The 14,444-nt window shown below is 72.2% G+C and carries 13 protein-coding genes and 3 tRNA genes; 3 read left to right on the forward strand and 13 right to left on the reverse strand.

Annotated features, from left to right (window positions below):
* Positions 1–7: 7 nt before the first annotated feature.
* Positions 8–1,078, reverse strand: a complete 1,071-nt coding sequence (gene thiL, locus I8D64_RS02480) for a thiamine-phosphate kinase (protein WP_200500900.1) — start codon at positions 1,076–1,078, stop codon at positions 8–10.
* A 41-nt stretch (positions 1,079–1,119) separates the two neighbouring features.
* Here thiL and I8D64_RS02485 point away from each other — a divergent pair, with 41 nt between their 5' ends.
* Positions 1,120–1,614: a DUF3515 family protein gene (locus I8D64_RS02485; protein WP_200500901.1), complete on the forward strand. Its 495-nt coding sequence runs from the start codon at positions 1,120–1,122 to the stop codon at positions 1,612–1,614.
* Positions 1,615–1,648: 34 nt separating this feature from the next.
* Here I8D64_RS02485 and I8D64_RS02490 read toward each other — a convergent pair whose 3' ends face one another.
* The 6 genes from I8D64_RS02490 to leuC all read right to left on the reverse strand — a co-directional run bounded on the left by I8D64_RS02490 (position 1,649) and on the right by leuC (position 7,980).
* Positions 1,649–2,767, reverse strand: a complete 1,119-nt coding sequence (locus I8D64_RS02490; protein WP_200500902.1) for a D-alanine--D-alanine ligase family protein — start codon at positions 2,765–2,767, stop codon at positions 1,649–1,651.
* Between the two features lie 14 nt (positions 2,768–2,781).
* Positions 2,782–3,783: an NAD(P)H-dependent glycerol-3-phosphate dehydrogenase gene (locus tag I8D64_RS02495; RefSeq protein WP_200500903.1), complete on the reverse strand. Its 1,002-nt coding sequence runs from the start codon at positions 3,781–3,783 to the stop codon at positions 2,782–2,784.
* Positions 3,780–4,427 (reverse strand): DUF2867 domain-containing protein, encoded by a 648-nt coding sequence (locus I8D64_RS02500; RefSeq protein WP_200500904.1) that lies wholly within the window; start codon positions 4,425–4,427, stop codon positions 3,780–3,782. The genes I8D64_RS02495 and I8D64_RS02500 overlap by 4 nt, the downstream gene beginning before the upstream one ends.
* Positions 4,428–4,435: 8 nt before the next feature.
* On the reverse strand, positions 4,436–5,752 hold the full coding sequence (gene murA / locus I8D64_RS02505; protein WP_200500905.1) for a UDP-N-acetylglucosamine 1-carboxyvinyltransferase: 1,317 nt from the start codon (positions 5,750–5,752) through the stop codon (positions 4,436–4,438).
* Between the two features lie 101 nt (positions 5,753–5,853).
* Positions 5,854–6,459, reverse strand: a complete 606-nt coding sequence (leuD, locus tag I8D64_RS02510; protein ID WP_200500906.1) for a 3-isopropylmalate dehydratase small subunit — start codon at positions 6,457–6,459, stop codon at positions 5,854–5,856.
* A gap of 48 nt (positions 6,460–6,507) precedes the next feature.
* Entirely contained in the window at positions 6,508–7,980 is a 1,473-nt protein-coding gene (gene leuC, locus I8D64_RS02515) for a 3-isopropylmalate dehydratase large subunit (protein WP_246482638.1), read from the reverse strand.
* 226 nt (positions 7,981–8,206) lie between these two features.
* Here leuC and I8D64_RS02520 point away from each other — a divergent pair, with 226 nt between their 5' ends.
* The gene (locus I8D64_RS02520; protein WP_152352762.1) at positions 8,207–8,941 is read left to right on the forward strand and encodes an IclR family transcriptional regulator; all 735 of its coding nucleotides are present in this window, start codon (positions 8,207–8,209) and stop codon (positions 8,939–8,941) included.
* 289 nt (positions 8,942–9,230) lie between these two features.
* On the opposite strand, the gene I8D64_RS02525 is transcribed toward I8D64_RS02520, so the two are convergent.
* The 6 genes from I8D64_RS02525 to I8D64_RS02550 all read right to left on the reverse strand — a co-directional run bounded on the left by I8D64_RS02525 (position 9,231) and on the right by I8D64_RS02550 (position 13,148).
* A tRNA-Glu gene (locus I8D64_RS02525) sits at positions 9,231–9,303 on the reverse strand.
* Between the two features lie 140 nt (positions 9,304–9,443).
* Positions 9,444–9,519 (reverse strand) — tRNA-Glu (locus tag I8D64_RS02530).
* Between the two features lie 38 nt (positions 9,520–9,557).
* Positions 9,558–9,629 (reverse strand) — tRNA-Gln (locus tag I8D64_RS02535).
* A gap of 62 nt (positions 9,630–9,691) precedes the next feature.
* Positions 9,692–10,651 carry an HAD family hydrolase gene (locus tag I8D64_RS02540; protein ID WP_200500907.1) on the reverse strand — a complete coding sequence of 320 codons (960 nt, stop codon included), beginning with the start codon at positions 10,649–10,651 and terminating at the stop codon, positions 9,692–9,694.
* Between the two features lie 118 nt (positions 10,652–10,769).
* Entirely contained in the window at positions 10,770–12,299 is a 1,530-nt protein-coding gene (gene gltX / locus I8D64_RS02545; protein WP_200500908.1) for a glutamate--tRNA ligase, read from the reverse strand.
* 72 nt (positions 12,300–12,371) lie between these two features.
* A complete protein-coding gene (locus I8D64_RS02550; RefSeq protein ID WP_200500909.1) occupies positions 12,372–13,148 on the reverse strand; it encodes a fumarylacetoacetate hydrolase family protein in 777 nt (258 codons plus the stop codon).
* Positions 13,149–13,243: 95 nt separating this feature from the next.
* On the opposite strand from I8D64_RS02550, the gene I8D64_RS02555 reads away from it, so the two are divergent.
* Positions 13,244–14,308, forward strand: coding sequence for a 3-methyladenine DNA glycosylase (locus tag I8D64_RS02555; RefSeq protein ID WP_343068402.1), 1,065 nt, complete (start codon positions 13,244–13,246; stop codon positions 14,306–14,308).
* Positions 14,309–14,444: the final 136 nt, after the last annotated feature.

Here is a 14,444-nt window from a genome sequence, read left to right on the forward strand (position 1 = left end):
GGTGAGCCTATCCGAAGTGATCGAAACCGAGATCGGAGAGCACTGTGCCGTCGAGCACCACTCCGCTCTCCTCCCCCGGTGCAGGGACGCGCACGCGGCCGATCCGTCGGAACCCCGGGGGGACCTCGCCCTCCTCGAAGGCCGCCAGGAGGGCATGCTCCTCCCCGCCGCCCAGCACCCAGTGCCAGGGGTCGGTGCGCTCCGCGAGGAGATCTGCGGCCGGTGCGAGGGCGGCGGCGTCGGCCGCGAGCACGGCCCGGTCCAGGTCGAGGACGACGCCGCTCGCCCGTGCGATGCGGCCGCCGTCGCGCGCGAGTCCGTCGGACACGTCGAGCATGGCCCGGGCGCGCCCGGGGCAGACCGTCCAGCCCGGGGCGATCTCGGGATCGGGCGCGTCGTGCCAGGCCACGAGGCCTTCAGGTGTCATGTCGGGACCGGTGGCGCGGGAGGTCCCGTCGGCAGAGTCCTCGTCAGCAGAGTCCCCGTCGGCCGGGCTCCCGTCGGCCGAGATCCTCCCGACGAGCTCCTCGCCCCGGCCCGCGAGCACGAGCGCGAGGCCGGCGGCGGAGCGGCCGATCAGCGGGCTGCCGAGGGCGAGCACCTGGCCCGGGCGCGCTCCGTCCCGTCGGATGGGCGCCTGTCCCTCCGGGAGGGCACCGACCGCGGTGACGGTGATGGAGAGGGCGTCCGCCGCGCCGAGGTCACCGCCCACGACGCTCGCCCCCTCGCGTGCGCATCGGTCGTCGAGCCCGCGGCTGATGCCCTCGAGCAGCTCCGAGGAGGTCTCCCGCGGGGCGGAGACGGAGACGACGACGGCCTGCGGGCGCGCGCCCATGGCGGCGACGTCGGCGAGGTTCTGCACCGCGGCCTTGCGGCCGATCCACTCCGGACGGGTCGCTCGCAGCAGGAAGTCGTGCCCCTCGGTGAGGGTGTCGGTCGTGATGACCAGACGCGGGGAGGCCATGCGCACCACGGCCGCGTCGTCCCCGGGTCCCAGCTCGACGTCGGAGCCCTGGGCGAGCCCGGGGGTGATCCGGGCCAGGAGGCCGGACTCGGTCAGGTGCTCGATGCGCGTCATGCCCCCAGTGTGCCCGAGGTCAGGCCCGATATCCTCGGGGGATGCGCCGCGCTCTGCCCCGTCCCGTGCTCCTCGCCGGCGCCCTGCTGCTCGGCTGCACGGCGTGCGCCACGGTGCGCGTCCCCGCGGGCGAGGACGCCGCGGACCCGGCGTGCGCGCAGGTCGTGCAGGACGCGCCGGGGCAGCTCGAGGGGCAGTCGCGGCACGCGACGAGCAGCCAGGGCACTCTCGCGTGGGGCAGCGGCGACGAGGCGATCGTGCTGCGTTGCGGCGTCACTCCCCCGGGCCCGACCACGCAGATGTGCACGACCCTCACCGACGCCGACGGGACCGATGTGGACTGGATCATCGACGAGGACGGCTCGTCGGACGGGATCGTGCGCTTCACGACCTACGGGCGCACCCCGGCGATCGACCTCACGGTGCCGCGCGAGGTCGTCGGCGATCAGGCCTCTGCCGCGGCGCTGGATCTCACCGACCTGGTGACGTCGATCCCCGCCGAGCGCCACTGCCTCGACGTCGACGACGTGCAGTGAAGCAGGCGCCTCGGCCCGTCGGCGCCCGCGACCCTCAGCGCAGGCCGATGCGGCGGGTGCGCGCCTGCTCGAGCAGGTCGGTGATCAGGCTCGTGTAGTCAATGCCCATGTTCTCCCAGAGCACGGGGAACATCGATGACGGCGTGAAGCCGGGCATCGTGTTGACTTCATTGACGACGACCTCTCCGGTCTCGGTCACGAAGACGTCCACCCGGCCCAGGCCCTCGAGGCGCAGCGCGATGAAGGCACGCGCGGCGACCTCGCGCACGCGCTCGGCTGCGCCGTCCGGCAGGGCCGCGGGCACCTGGATGCTCACGGTCCCCTTGCCGAAGTACTTCGACTCGTAGTCGTAGAAGTCCAGGTCGTCGCCCACGATGACCTCGCCCGGTTCTGTCGTGCGCGGGGCTTCACCGCCGGCTCGGCCCTGGAGCACCCCGCACTCGACCTCGCGGCCCACGACGCCCTGCTCGATGAGGATCAGCGGATCCTCGGCGAAGGCGGTCTTCACCGCGTGCTCGAGCTCCGCGGGATCGGTCACCTTGGAGACGCCCAGGCTCGAGCCGGCGCGGGCGGGCTTGACGAACCACGGGGCGGCGAGGCGCTCGCGCACGCTCGCGCCGACCTCCTCGGCGCGCTGGGCCCACTCGTCCTCGTGGACGCTGATCGACGGGGCCGACGCGATCCCGGCGGCGGCGAGGGCGGCCTTCGTGGACGTCTTGTCCATGCACGTGGCGGAGGCGAGGACCCCGCTGCCCACGTAGGGGATGTCGAGCAGGTCGAGGGCTCCCTGCACCGTGCCGTCCTCCCCGTAGGGGCCGTGCAGCAGGGGGAGCACCGCGTCGACCTCCGCGAGCGGCTCGACGCGGCCGTCCCGGACCACGCGCAGCGGCACCGGTGCGCCGGGGGTCTTCGTGCCCGTGGGCAGGAGCACCTCGTCCCCGTCGGACGGGACCTCGGGAGGGGTCGCCCCCTGCAGCTGCCAGTCGGCGGGGTCGTCGCTCACGTGCAGCCAGCGGCCCTGGCGGGTGATGCCGATCGCGACGACGTCGTACCGCTCGCGGTCGATCGCGCCGAGGATCCCGCCCGCTGTCACGCAGGAGATGCCGTGCTCGCCGGAGCGGCCGCCGAAGAGGAGCGCGATGGTGGAGGTCATGGGGTCGAGAGTAGTCACTCGGGTCGCACGGAGCGTGCGAGCAACGCCGTGGTGACCTGCTCGATCGGCACGCCGTGATCGACGACGTCGACGACCCCGCGGGTGATCGGCATGTCGATCCCGAGCCTCTGCGCGGTCTCGTCCACGGCACGGGCGGTGGCGACGCCCTCGGCGGTCTGGCCCACCTCGGCGACGGCCGCCCCGACGTCGAGCCCCCGTCCCAGCGCGTGGCCCAGGCGGTGGTTGCGCGAGAGCGGGGACGCGCAGGTGGCGACAAGATCGCCCATCCCCGCGAGCCCGGCGAAGGTCCCCGCCTGACCGCCCACGGCGACGCCCAGGCGGGTGATCTCGGCGAGCCCGCGGGTGATGAGGCTCGCGCGGGCGTTGTCGCCGTAGCCGAGTCCCGCGGCGGCGCCGACGGCGATCGCGATGACGTTCTTGACCGCTCCGGCGACCTCGACGCCGATGACGTCCTGCGAGGTGTACGGGCGGAAGGAGGGGGCGGCGCACCAGGCGGCGACGGTGCGCGCCAGCTGTTCGTCGTGCGCGGCGATGACGCTCGCGCAGGGCTGGCGCCGGGCGATCTCGACGGCGAGGTTCGGGCCGGAGAGCACGGCGACGCGCTGCGGGTCGACCTCTGCGGCCTCGACGATCACCTGGCTAATGCGCAGGTCGGTAGCCCGCTCGATGCCCTTGGTGAGCGAGAGCACGGGGACCTCGGGCAGCGTGAGGCCCGCCGCGCGCCAGGCGGAGAGGTTCTCGCGGAGGCTCTGGGCCGGCAGGGCGAGGACCACCCCGTCGGCCCCGTCGAGCGCCTCCCCGACCTCCGAGCTCGCGGTGACCTGATCTGGCAGGCGGACGTCGCCGAGATACGCGGGGTTGGCGCCGTGCTCGCGGATCTCGCGGGCGGTCTCCTCGCGCCGTGCCCAGAGGACCACCTCGCAGCCGGCGTCGGCGAGCACGAGCGAGAAGGTGCTGCCCCAGCTGCCGGCGCCGAGCACGGCGATGCGGGTCATCGCCCGAGGAACCTGCCGCGGCCGAGGGCCCGACGGGGCGCGCGGTCGGTGACGGTGCGCGGACCGGTGGTGCGCGGGCCGAGCGCACGGCGGCGCACGGTCGCGGGCGCGCGCCGGGCGAGCGCGTTCACGGCCGCCGCGTGCATCATCCGCCGCGGTGCGAAGGCGATGCGGCCGCGCACCGAGCGGTACTTCACGGCCGTGGTGACCTGCAGCAGCTCGCCGCCGGGCAGGATCGCCACGCCGATGCGCACCGAGAGGTTCTGGTCGTCGTCCTTGATGAGCGCCTCGCTGCCGCGGACCTCGTCGGTCACGTACTGCTTCTCGGGCGGCGGGACCATGTCGAACAGGCGCACCGCCTCGTCGCGCAGCGCGCGCAGACCACGCGTGCCCAGCGGTGTGTTCTCGTGGGAGAAGATCGCCTCCGCCCACACGCGCGGGTCCTCGACGTCGACCCCGCGGGTGGGGACGATCACCACGTCGCAGTAGTCGGGCACGGGGATGTCACGCAGCGCGAGCGAGCTCGCGGCCGCGCTCGTCACCCCGTCGCCGCGGTCATCGGACCCGCGGTCGACGGTCGAGCGATCCGCGGACCCGCGGTCGACGGTCGTGCCCTCGAGGATGTCGTCGTGCTGATCGCTCATGCGTCTTCTCAGTCCTCCCAGTACTCGGCGCCGAGCGCCGTGAGCTTCTCGCGGAAGGCCTCGTAGCCGCGGTCGATGAGGTCGATGCCGTGGATCGAGCTGACGCCCTCGGCGCCGAGCGCGGCGATCAGGTAGGAGAAGCCGCCGCGCAGGTCGGGCACGGTGATGTCGGCCCCGTGCAGCTCCTTCGGCCCGGAGATCACGGCCGAGTGGTTGAAGTTGCGCCAGCCGAAGCGGCAGCTCGAGCCGCCCAGGCATTCGCGGTAGACCTGGATGCGCGCGCCCATGTCGTTGAGGGCCCGGGTGAACCCGAGGCGGTTCTCGTAGACGGTCTCGTGGACGATGGAGATGCCCTCGGCCTGCGTGAGCGCGACGACGAGAGGCTGCTGCCAGTCGGTCATGAAGCCGGGGTGGACGTCGGTCTCCATGGCGATCGAGCGCAGCGGCTCGTCGGGCCGGAAGAAGCGGATGCCCTCCTCGGTGATGTCGAGACCGCCGCCGATCCGGCGGAACACGTTGAGGAACGTGGACATGGGCTTCTGCTGGGCACCCCGCACGAAGACGTCGCCCTTGGTCACGAGCGCCGCGCAGGCCCAGCTCGCGGCCTCGATGCGGTCCGGGATCGCCACGTGCTCGTAGCCGCCGAGGCGCTCGACGCCCTCGATCGTGATGGTGCGGTCCGTCTGCAGGGTGATCAGCGCGCCCATCTTCTGCAGCACGGCGATGAGATCCTCGATCTCCGGCTCGACGGCGGCGTTGGTGAGCTCGGTGAGGCCCTCGGCGCGCACGGCGGTGAGCAGCACCTGCTCGGTCGCGCCGACGCTCGGGTACTCGAGATGGATCTTCGTGCCCTTGAGGCCGTTCGGCGCGGTGATGTGGATGCCCAGCTCGCGCTTGTCCACGTGGGCGCCGAACTCGCGCAGCACGTCGAGGTGGTAGTTGATGGGCCGGTCGCCGATGCGGCAGCCGCCCAGGTCCGGGATGATCGCCTCGCCCAGGCGGTGCAGCAGCGGACCGCAGAACAGGATCGGGATCCGCGAGCTGCCCGCGTGCGCGTCGATCTCGGTGGCGTGCGCGCGCTCGACGTTCGAGGGGTCCATGCGGATCAGGCCCGCCTGGACATCCCGCTCGATCTTCACGCCGTGGACCCTGAGCAGATCCGCGACGATCTGCACGTCGCGGATGTCGGGCACGGAGCGCAGCAGGCTGGGCTCCTCGCCCAGCAGCGCCGCCACCATCGCCTTGGAGACGAGGTTCTTGGCGCCGCGCACGGTGATGTCACCGTTCAGCGGGCGCCCTCCGCGCACGTGGAATGTCGAGGTCATATCGTCCTTGAAGCGTTCCGGGGACCCCCGGGCGGGGTCCGTCCTCCGATCTTGACAGAGTACCGGAGGGCAATGTGGCGGGGCTGGACGTCGGCCGCCGCTCAGTCCGCGGCGCGCGCGGGAAGCGTCTTGGGCATCCAGCGCGGGCGCTTCGCCTCGAACGCGGAGATGTCGGCCTCGTGACGCAGGGTCAGGCCCACGTCGTCCAGGCCCTCCATGAGGCGCCAGCGGGTGTACTGGTCGATGTCGAAGCGGAATGTCGCGTCGGCCGCAAGGACCTGCTGGTTCTCGAGGTCGACGGTGATCTCTGTGCCCGGCGCCTCCTCGAGGATCTTCCACAGCTGCTCGATGTCGTCCTGGGAGAGCTTCGCGGCGACCAGGCCCTGCTTGCCGGCGTTGCCGCGGAAGATCTCGGCGAAGCGGCTCGAGAGCACGGCCTTGAAGCCGTAGTCGCGCAGCGCCCAGACGGCGTGCTCGCGGGAGGACCCGGTGCCGAAGTCGGAGCCGGCCACGAGCACCGAGCCGTGGGAGTAGGGCTGCTGGTTCAGGATGAAGTCGGGGTCCTTGCGCCAGTTGACGAAGAGGCCGTCGTCGAAGCCGGTCTTGGTGACCCGCTTGAGGTAGACGGCGGGGATGATCTGGTCAGTGTCGACGTTGCTGCGGCGCAGGGGGACGCCGACGCCGCTGTGGGTGGTGAACTTCTCCATGGTCTGTGCTTCCTCGCTCGTGGGTCGTCGGCCGGTGCGTGCTCGCGCTCAGGCGATGCGCAGTCCGCCCGGGAGCGGCACGCGCTCGGCGCGGGGCGGCTCGGCCGCGGGGTCGACGGGCTCGAGGTCCGACGGGGAGCTCAGGGTGCCGCGCACCGCGGTCGCCGCGGCGACCACCGGGGAGACCAGGTGGGTGCGCCCTCCCTTGCCCTGCCGGCCCTCGAAGTTGCGGTTCGAGGTCGACGCGCAGCGCTCCCCCGGCGCGAGCTGGTCGGGGTTCATGCCCAGGCACATGGAGCAGCCGGCCTGGCGCCATTCGGCACCGAAGGCGAGAATCTCGCGGTCCAGGCCCTCCTGCTCGGCCTGCAGCTTCACGCGCGCCGAGCCGGGCACCACCATCACCCGCACGTCCGGGTCCTTGCTGCGCCCGCGGATCACGTCCACGAAGGCTCGCAGGTCCTCGATGCGCGAGTTCGTGCACGAGCCCATGAACACGGTGTCCACGCGGATGTCCTTGAGCGGGGTGCCGGGCACCAGGTCCATGTACTTCAGGGCGCTCTCGGTGCTCGCGCGCGAGGTGTCGTCCGTGAAGTCCTCCGGTGCGGGGACCGCGGCCGACAGCGGCAGGCCCTGCCCGGGGTTCGTGCCCCAGGTGACGAACGGCTCGAGCTCGTCGGCGTCGATGACGACCTCCGCGTCGAAGGTCGCGCCCTCGTCGGTGCGCAGCGACCTCCAGTACTCGACGGCCTCGTCCCACAGCTCGCCCTCCGGAGCATGGGGGCGGCCCTTGACGTACTCGAAGGTGGTCTCGTCGGGGGCGACCATGCCCGCGCGGGCGCCGGCCTCGATCGACATGTTGCAGATCGTCATCCGGCCCTCCATGGAGAGGCTGCGGATGGCCTCGCCGCGGTACTCGAGCACGTAGCCCGCGCCGCCGCCGGTGCCGATCTTGGCGATCACCGCGAGGATGATGTCCTTCGCGCTCACGCCCGGCTTGAGCGTGCCGTCCACGGTGATCGCCATGGTCTTGAAGGGGGCGAGCGGCAACGTCTGGGTCGCCATCACGTGCTCGACCTCGCTGGTGCCGATGCCGAAGGCGAGCGCCCCGAAGGCGCCGTGGGTGGAGGTGTGCGAGTCACCGCAGACCACGGTGATGCCCGGCATGGTGAGCCCCAGCTGCGGGCCGACGACGTGCACGATGCCCTGCTCCTTGTCGCCCAGGGAGTGGATGCGCACGCCGAACTCCTCGGCGTTGCGGCGCAGGGTGTCGATCTGGGTGCGGGAGGTGATGTCCGCGATCGGCTTGTCGATGTCGACCGTGGGGGTGTTGTGGTCCTCGGTCGCGATCGTCTGGTCCACGCGGCGCAGGTCGCGGCCCTCCTGGCGCAGCCCGTCGAAGGCCTGGGGACTGGTCACCTCGTGGAGGAGCTGGAGGTCGATGTAGAGCAGGTCGGGCTCGCCGTTCTCTCCCCGGCGCACCACATGGTCCTTCCACACCTTCTCCGCGAGCGTGCTCGCCATGGCTCCTCTTCCTTCCCTCGTGATCACCCGGCGTCCGCGCCGGATGAGGTCCGGCACGATGCCGGGTCGGCCTCCGGCACGGGCTCGGTGCGGGGCCGACGGGCCCGCCGGCCGGGGCCGACGAGGACGTCACGCGCACCGGCGCTCGGCCGGAACACTGCAATCGTCGCGAGGGAAAACGCGCTGCGCACTTGCGTCTCAACAAATAAGACGGCAATATCGGAGCATGGACACCACCACGGAGGAGGGCGGGAGCGGCGTCGGCGTGCTCGACAAGGCCGCAACCGTCCTCGGAGCCCTCGAAGCAGGCCCTGCGACCCTCGCCCAACTCGTCCAGTCCACGGGACTGGCCCGGCCCACGGCACATCGCCTCGCGGTGGCCCTGGAGCATCATCGCCTGGTGGCGCGCGACATGCAGGGTCGTTTCATCCTGGGCCCCCGTCTCGGAGAGCTCTCCGCCGCCGCCGGCGAGGACCGCCTGCTCGCCGCCGCGGGTCCCGTCCTCACCGCGCTGCGAGATCACACGGGCGAGTCCGCCCAGCTCTACCGCCGTCAGGGCGACCACCGCATCTGCGTGGCGAGCGCCGAGCCGCCCATCGGCCTGCGCGACTCCGTGCCGCTGGGATCCACGCTGACGATGAAGGCCGGCTCCGCCGCCCAGATCCTGCTGGCCTGGGAGGAGCCGGACCGCCTGCACCGCGGCCTCCACGGCGCCCGCTTCACCGCGACCATGCTCTCCGCGGTCAGGCGCCGCGGCTGGGCGCAGTCCATCGGTGAGCGCGAGGCGGGCGTCGGCTCCGTCTCGGCCCCGGTGCGCGGCCCGGGCGGGCGCGTGATCGCGGCCCTGAGCGTCTCGGGCCCCCTCGAGCGCATCACCCGACAGCCCGGGCGCCTCCACGCCGCCGCGGTGATCAGCTCCGCCAACCACCTCAGCGAGGTCCTGCGCCGCGCGGGCGGCTGAGCTGGGGCGGGGTCGCCGCGGGGCTGGAGCGGAGGTGAGGCCGCCGCAGAGCTGGAGCGGAGGTGAGGCCGTCACGGGGCAGGGTGCCGTGGGGCGGGCCGACCTCGGGCGATACCGTCACGCAGCGGCAAATACGGGACGTCTCTGCCATATATGGCAGAGACGTCCCGTATACGCCGCTCCAGAACACGAGCGCCTGCCCCGCACGCAGAAGGAGCCGGCAAGCAACTGCCCCGCACACAGAAGGAGCCGACATCCGCGGGGATGCCGACTCCTTCTCTGCTGCTCGTACCCCGTACCGGATTTGAACCGGTGTTACCGCCGTGAGAGGGCGACGTCCTAGGCCGCTAGACGAACGGGGCCTGTGCCGATCAGGAGATCAGCTGCCGATCCGAGGACCGACGATCCGGAGCGATGACCTGCCATGCAGGCCATGTTTCCGAGGTGCGGTCCCGTGGACCGCGATGCAGGTCCGGGACCTGCCGCAGATCGAAGGATCTGCTGGTACCCCGTACCGGATTTGAACCGGTGTTACCGCCGTGAGAGGGCGACGTCCTAGGCCGCTAGACGAACGGGGCGCGGACTTCGAACTCCCCGCCTGAGCGAGGGTGAAGCGCTGGGGTACCAGGACTCGAACCTAGAATAACGGTACCAGAAACCGTCGTGTTGCCGATTACACCATACCCCAAGGTCAGAGCACCTTTCCGAGGACCTGGGTCCGCGGTGCGGGTGCCGCAACGAGATAGAACATTACCCGGTCCCCGTGCCCGTCGGCAAAGCGATCGCGGCCGCGACCCCTGTGAGGTCTCCCACCTCGCAGTATCTGCACTGGTCAGACGCCGGTTCTCGGCGCTCGAGGGACCGTTCGTCGCCGGGGCGCCTGAGAAGCACGCCACGAAGCCCTGCGAGCGCCGCGGCCTGCGCGTCCACATCGGGCTCGTCGCCCACGTACGCGGTGGCCGCGGGGTCGGCGCCGAGCAGGCGGGCGCCCTCGCGGAACACACGCGGATCGGGCTTGCCCACGCCGAAGGTCTCGACGGTCACGAGCAGCGGGACGACGTCCGCGAGTCCCGCGCACTCGAGCTTGCGCTCCTGCAGGGAGCGGGACGCGTTCGACACCGCCCCCACCGCCACCCCGGCCTCGCGCAGGGCCAGCACGGCTGGTCTGGCGTCCTCGAAGGCCGCGCACGCGGGCGCGAACTCCGCATCGAAGGCGCGGGCGAACACCTCGTACTCGGCGTCCGTGAAGGCGGCGAGACCCAGCCACTGCGCGATCTCGTCGATGCGGGCGTGGCGCTGGACGGCGTAGGGGACCTCACCGCGCGTGTACGAGCGGTAGTGATCCCCCGGATCGGCCGACCAGCGCGCGATGATCTCCCGGTCGTCGACGCCCGCAGCCCTCTCGTCGGCGCCCGTCGCCTGGCCGTCGGCGCTCCTGACCCGGTCGTCGGGGCTCGAGGCGAGCTCCTCGCTCCCGGCCTGCGTGGACCCGCCGCGCCGCTCCCTCAGCATCGGGATCAGAGAACGGCCGAGGGCGCGGGCGAAGGCGGACGCCGTGTCGACGAGCGTGTGGTCGATGTCCAGGAGCACGGCCTCCACCCCTGCCAGGTGCTCGGCGAGCTCGGCCGGGCGGCACGCCGGCCCGTCGGACGACGAACTCCGCCCCGCCTCGCTCACCGAACCCTCGCCGTCATCGACCACGACGCACATGCCGCATCAGCTGTCATCGTCTCTCCCGAATCCTGGCACTCCCGATCCCGGCGCCGCCGGGTCCCGGCGCTGCCGGATCCTGACACTCCCGGATCCCGGCGCTCCCGGATCCTGACGCTCAGGCGAGCCCCGCGAAGACCTCACGACCCGCACGGAGACGCGCGAGGGAGGAGTCGCGGCCGAGCAGCTCCATGGACTCGAACAGCGGCGGCGAGATGCGGCGGCCGGAGATCGCCGAGCGCAGGGGGCCGAAGGCGAGGCGCGGCTTGATGCCCATGTCCTCGACGATCGCGGCGCGCAGCGCCTCCTCGAGGCGGGCGGCGGCGAAGTCGTCCTCGGAGATCGCCTCGACCTCCGTGATCGCACGGTCCACGACCGCCGCCGGGTCCTCCCCCATCTTCTTCAGGGCGTCCTCGGCGATAGTCAGGTCCGCGTCGTCGATGAAGAGGAAGCGGAGCATGTCCGGGGCCTCGCCCAGCAGGTTCATGCGCGGCTGGACGAGCGGGGTCGCCGCGGCGAGCAGGGCGTGCTCGTGCTCGGTGATCGGGTCGGAGACGACACCGGCCTTCTGCAGGTACGGGACCATGCGCTCGGTGAACTCGACCGGATCCAGCAGGCGCATGTGGTCGGCGTTGATGGCGGTGGCCTTCTTGAAGTCCACGTGCGCGGGGTTCGGGTTCACGTCGCTCGCGTCGAAGCGCTCGACCATCTGCTCGCGCGTGAAGACGTCCTGATCGGCGCTGTAGCCCCAGCCCAGGAGCGCCAGGTAGTTGACCATGCCCTCGGGCAGGAAGCCCTGGTCGCGGTAGTTGAAGAGGTTGGACTCCGGGTCGCGCTTGGAGAGCTTCTTGTTGCCCTCGCCGAGCACGTACGGGAGGTGCCCGAAACGCGGGATCGCGGTCGCGACGCCTACCTCGATGAGCGCGCGGTACAGGGCGATCTGGCGGGGCGTGGAGGAGAGCAGGTCCTCGCCGCGCAGCACGTGGGTGACGCCCATGAGCGCGTCGTCCACGGGGTTGACCAGCGTGTACAGCGGCTGGCCGTTGCCGCGGACCACCACGAAGTCCGGGGTCGAGCCCGCCTTGAAGGTGATCTCGCCGCGCACCATGTCCTCGAAGGTGATGTCGTCGTCGGGCATGCGCAGGCGCCACACCGGCAGGCGCCCCTCGGCGCGGAAAGCGGCCTTCTGCTCCTCGGTGAGGTCGCGGTCGAAGCCGTCGTAGCCGAGCTGCGGGTCGCGACCGGCGGCGCGATGGCGCTCGGTGATCTCCTCGGGCGTGGAGAAGGACTCGTAGATGACGCCGGCGTCCTTGAGCTTCGCGATCACGTCGGCGTAGATCTCGCGGCGCTGGGACTGGCGGTAGGGACCGTCGGGCCCGCCCACCTCGACGCCCTCGTCCCAGTCGATGCCGAGCCAGCGCATGGCGTCGAGCAGCTGGTGGTAGGACTCCTCGCTGTCGCGCGCGGCGTCGGTGTCCTCGATGCGGAAGATGAGCGTGCCGCCGTGGCGCCGCGCGTGCGCCCAGTTGTACAGGGCGGTGCGGACCATGCCCACGTGCGGGGTGCCGGTGGGGCTCGGGCAGAAGCGCACGCGGATGTCGGCGCCGGTGGCCTCGGTGGTCGGTGCGGTGGCGGGGGCGTGGGTCACGCGGGAGTACTCCTTCGGGATGCCGCGGAGCGGCGGGCTGGTGATGAGAGCTGCGGGCGGCGGCCCGTGACCTCAGCGGCGGACGACGGGGTTCGTGAGCGTGCCGACGCCCTCGATGGTCACGTCGATGACGCTGCCGGCGCCGACCGAGCGCACGCCGGCGGGCGTGCCGGTGAGGATGACGTCGCCGGGGAGCAGGGTGGTCACGCGGGAGATCTCGGCGACGAGCTCCGGGACGCCGCGGAGCATGTCGGCGGTGGTGCCGTCCTGCGCGAGGTCCCCGTCGACCGTCGAGCCGATCGCGAGGGCCGACGGGTCGACGTCGGTCTCGATCCAGGGTCCGAGCGGGCAGGAGGTGTCGAAGGCCTTCGCGCGGAACCACTGGTTCTCGGCGCGCTGGGCGTCGCGGGCGGTGAGGTCGTTCGCGCAGGTGTATCCCAGGATCGCGTCGGACGCCTGCTCGGCGTCGATGTCCTTGGCCATGCGCTGGATGACGACGGCGAGCTCCGCCTCGAGGCTGACCTCGGTGCTGTAGGCGGGCAGGACGATGGGCTCGTCGGGACCGATGACGGCGGTGTTGGGCTTGAGGAAGTAGAGCGCCTGCTCCGGGACCTCGGTGCCCATCTCCGCGGCGTGCGCGGCGTAGTTCTTGCCGACGCACACCACCTTCGAGCGCGGGATCACCGGGGCCAGCAGGCGCACGTCCGCGAGCGGGTGCCGCTTCCCGCTGGGGCGGATCTCGGTGTACAGGGGGTCTCCGGTGATGCCGTAGACGTACTCCGTGCCGTCCTTCTCCTGGACGATGCCGAAGCTGGGGTCGTCACCGGTGGTGTATCGGGCGATGCGCATGGCTCCCAGTCTAGGGCCGACGGGGCGGGCGGGTCCGCCGCGATCCCGGGCACATGAGGCGGGGCGGCGCGAACGGCGGATGCCAGACTGGCCGGGTGCCTCTTCCGCCCTCCGACTCCCCCGCCGCACCCGGCGACGTCCCCGCCGCGAGCGCCGATGTCCCGGCCCCCGTTCCCGCCCCGCGCGCCGTCCTCTCGGCCGACGAGGCGAGGAGGCTGCGCCGCGCGCACGAGGAGCGGGCGGACGCCCTGACCGCGGAGCACCGGGAGCGTCGCCGACGTGGCGAGAAGCACCCCGTCGAGGACTTCCTGTTCACCTACTACCCGTTCTCCCCCGCACGCCTGCGGCGCTGGCATCCCGGCTGGGAGGTCGCCTACGACGCGGCGGCGGACCCGGGGCCGGGCGACGGGACGGTGGGCGACGTCCATGACGGGGTGCGCTCGTGGTATCTCGACCGGTCCGGCGACACGGCACCCACGGACTCGGCGTCGCGCACCGGGGCCCCGCACCGCGGCACGTCGATGCTGCGCCGAGCCGACGTCGACCGCTATCTCGCCGAGAGGGCCGGCGCGCTGGGATTCATGGCCCGTCTGCTCCGCTCGTCCTCGCTGCGCGAGCGCCGGCCGAACCTCGCGTGCTTCGGGCTGCACGAGTGGGCGATGGTCTACCGCCTGCCCGAGGGGGCGCAGCGCCACGAGGACCTGCCGCTGCGACTGGGGCGGGAGCAGACCGATGCGGTCGTCGAGCGCGAGCGCCTCGTGTGCTCCCACGTGGACGCGTTCCGCTTCTTCACGCCCGAGGCCGTGCCGCGCAACGCGATGGCGCCCACGCGCGAGACGCAGGTGCGCCGCGACAACCCCGCCTGCCTGCACGTGGGCATGGACCTGTACAAGTGGGCGATGAAACTCGTGCCCCTGGTCCCTTCCGACCTGGTCCTCGACTGCTTCGAGCACGCCCGCGCGACCCGCGTGCTGGACATGGAGGCGAGCCCGTACGACGTGCGCCCGCTCGGCTACGGGACCGTCCCGATCGAGACAGCCGACGGCAAAGCCGAGTACCAGCGGCGCCAGCGGGAGCTCGCCGCGGGCGCCGACGAGCTGCGCGAGCGGATCCTCGCGCACGTCGAGCCGCTCGCCGCGCTGCTGCCCGCGGCCCGCTGACGGCGCACGCGAGGACGAGACCCGCCGGGTCGATGAGCGCGACGCGGACGCCGCACACCCGATCGCCGCGCTCCCGGCCGCTGCACGCAGAACGGGCCGGCACCCGCAGGTGCCGACCCGTCCGTGGGGAACTGCG

The organism is Brachybacterium halotolerans, from assembly GCF_016623465.1.
GTDB classification, from domain to species: domain Bacteria; phylum Actinomycetota; class Actinomycetes; order Actinomycetales; family Dermabacteraceae; genus Brachybacterium; species Brachybacterium halotolerans.

Bases quoted from the DNA above. Each gene is read 5' to 3' on its own strand.
- murA (WP_200500905.1), bottom strand. From the start codon at position 5,752: ATGACCTCGACATTCCACGTGCGCGGAGGGCGCCCGCTGAACGGTGAC.
- I8D64_RS02490 (WP_200500902.1), bottom strand. From the start codon at position 2,767: ATGACCTCCACCATCGCGCTCCTCTTCGGCGGCCGCTCCGGCGAGCAC.
- I8D64_RS02500 (WP_200500904.1), bottom strand. From the start codon at position 4,427: ATGAGCGATCAGCACGACGACATCCTCGAGGGCACGACCGTCGACCGC.
- I8D64_RS02520 (WP_152352762.1), top strand. From the start codon at position 8,207: ATGGACACCACCACGGAGGAGGGCGGGAGCGGCGTCGGCGTGCTCGAC.
- leuC (WP_246482638.1), bottom strand. From the start codon at position 7,980: ATGGCGAGCACGCTCGCGGAGAAGGTGTGGAAGGACCATGTGGTGCGC.
- I8D64_RS02540 (WP_200500907.1), bottom strand. From the start codon at position 10,651: ATGTGCGTCGTGGTCGATGACGGCGAGGGTTCGGTGAGCGAGGCGGGG.
- I8D64_RS02550 (WP_200500909.1), bottom strand. From the start codon at position 13,148: ATGCGCATCGCCCGATACACCACCGGTGACGACCCCAGCTTCGGCATC.
- I8D64_RS02485 (WP_200500901.1), top strand. From the start codon at position 1,120: ATGCGCCGCGCTCTGCCCCGTCCCGTGCTCCTCGCCGGCGCCCTGCTG.
- leuD (WP_200500906.1), bottom strand. From the start codon at position 6,459: ATGGAGAAGTTCACCACCCACAGCGGCGTCGGCGTCCCCCTGCGCCGC.
- thiL (WP_200500900.1), bottom strand. From the start codon at position 1,078: ATGACGCGCATCGAGCACCTGACCGAGTCCGGCCTCCTGGCCCGGATC.
- I8D64_RS02495 (WP_200500903.1), bottom strand. From the start codon at position 3,783: ATGACCCGCATCGCCGTGCTCGGCGCCGGCAGCTGGGGCAGCACCTTC.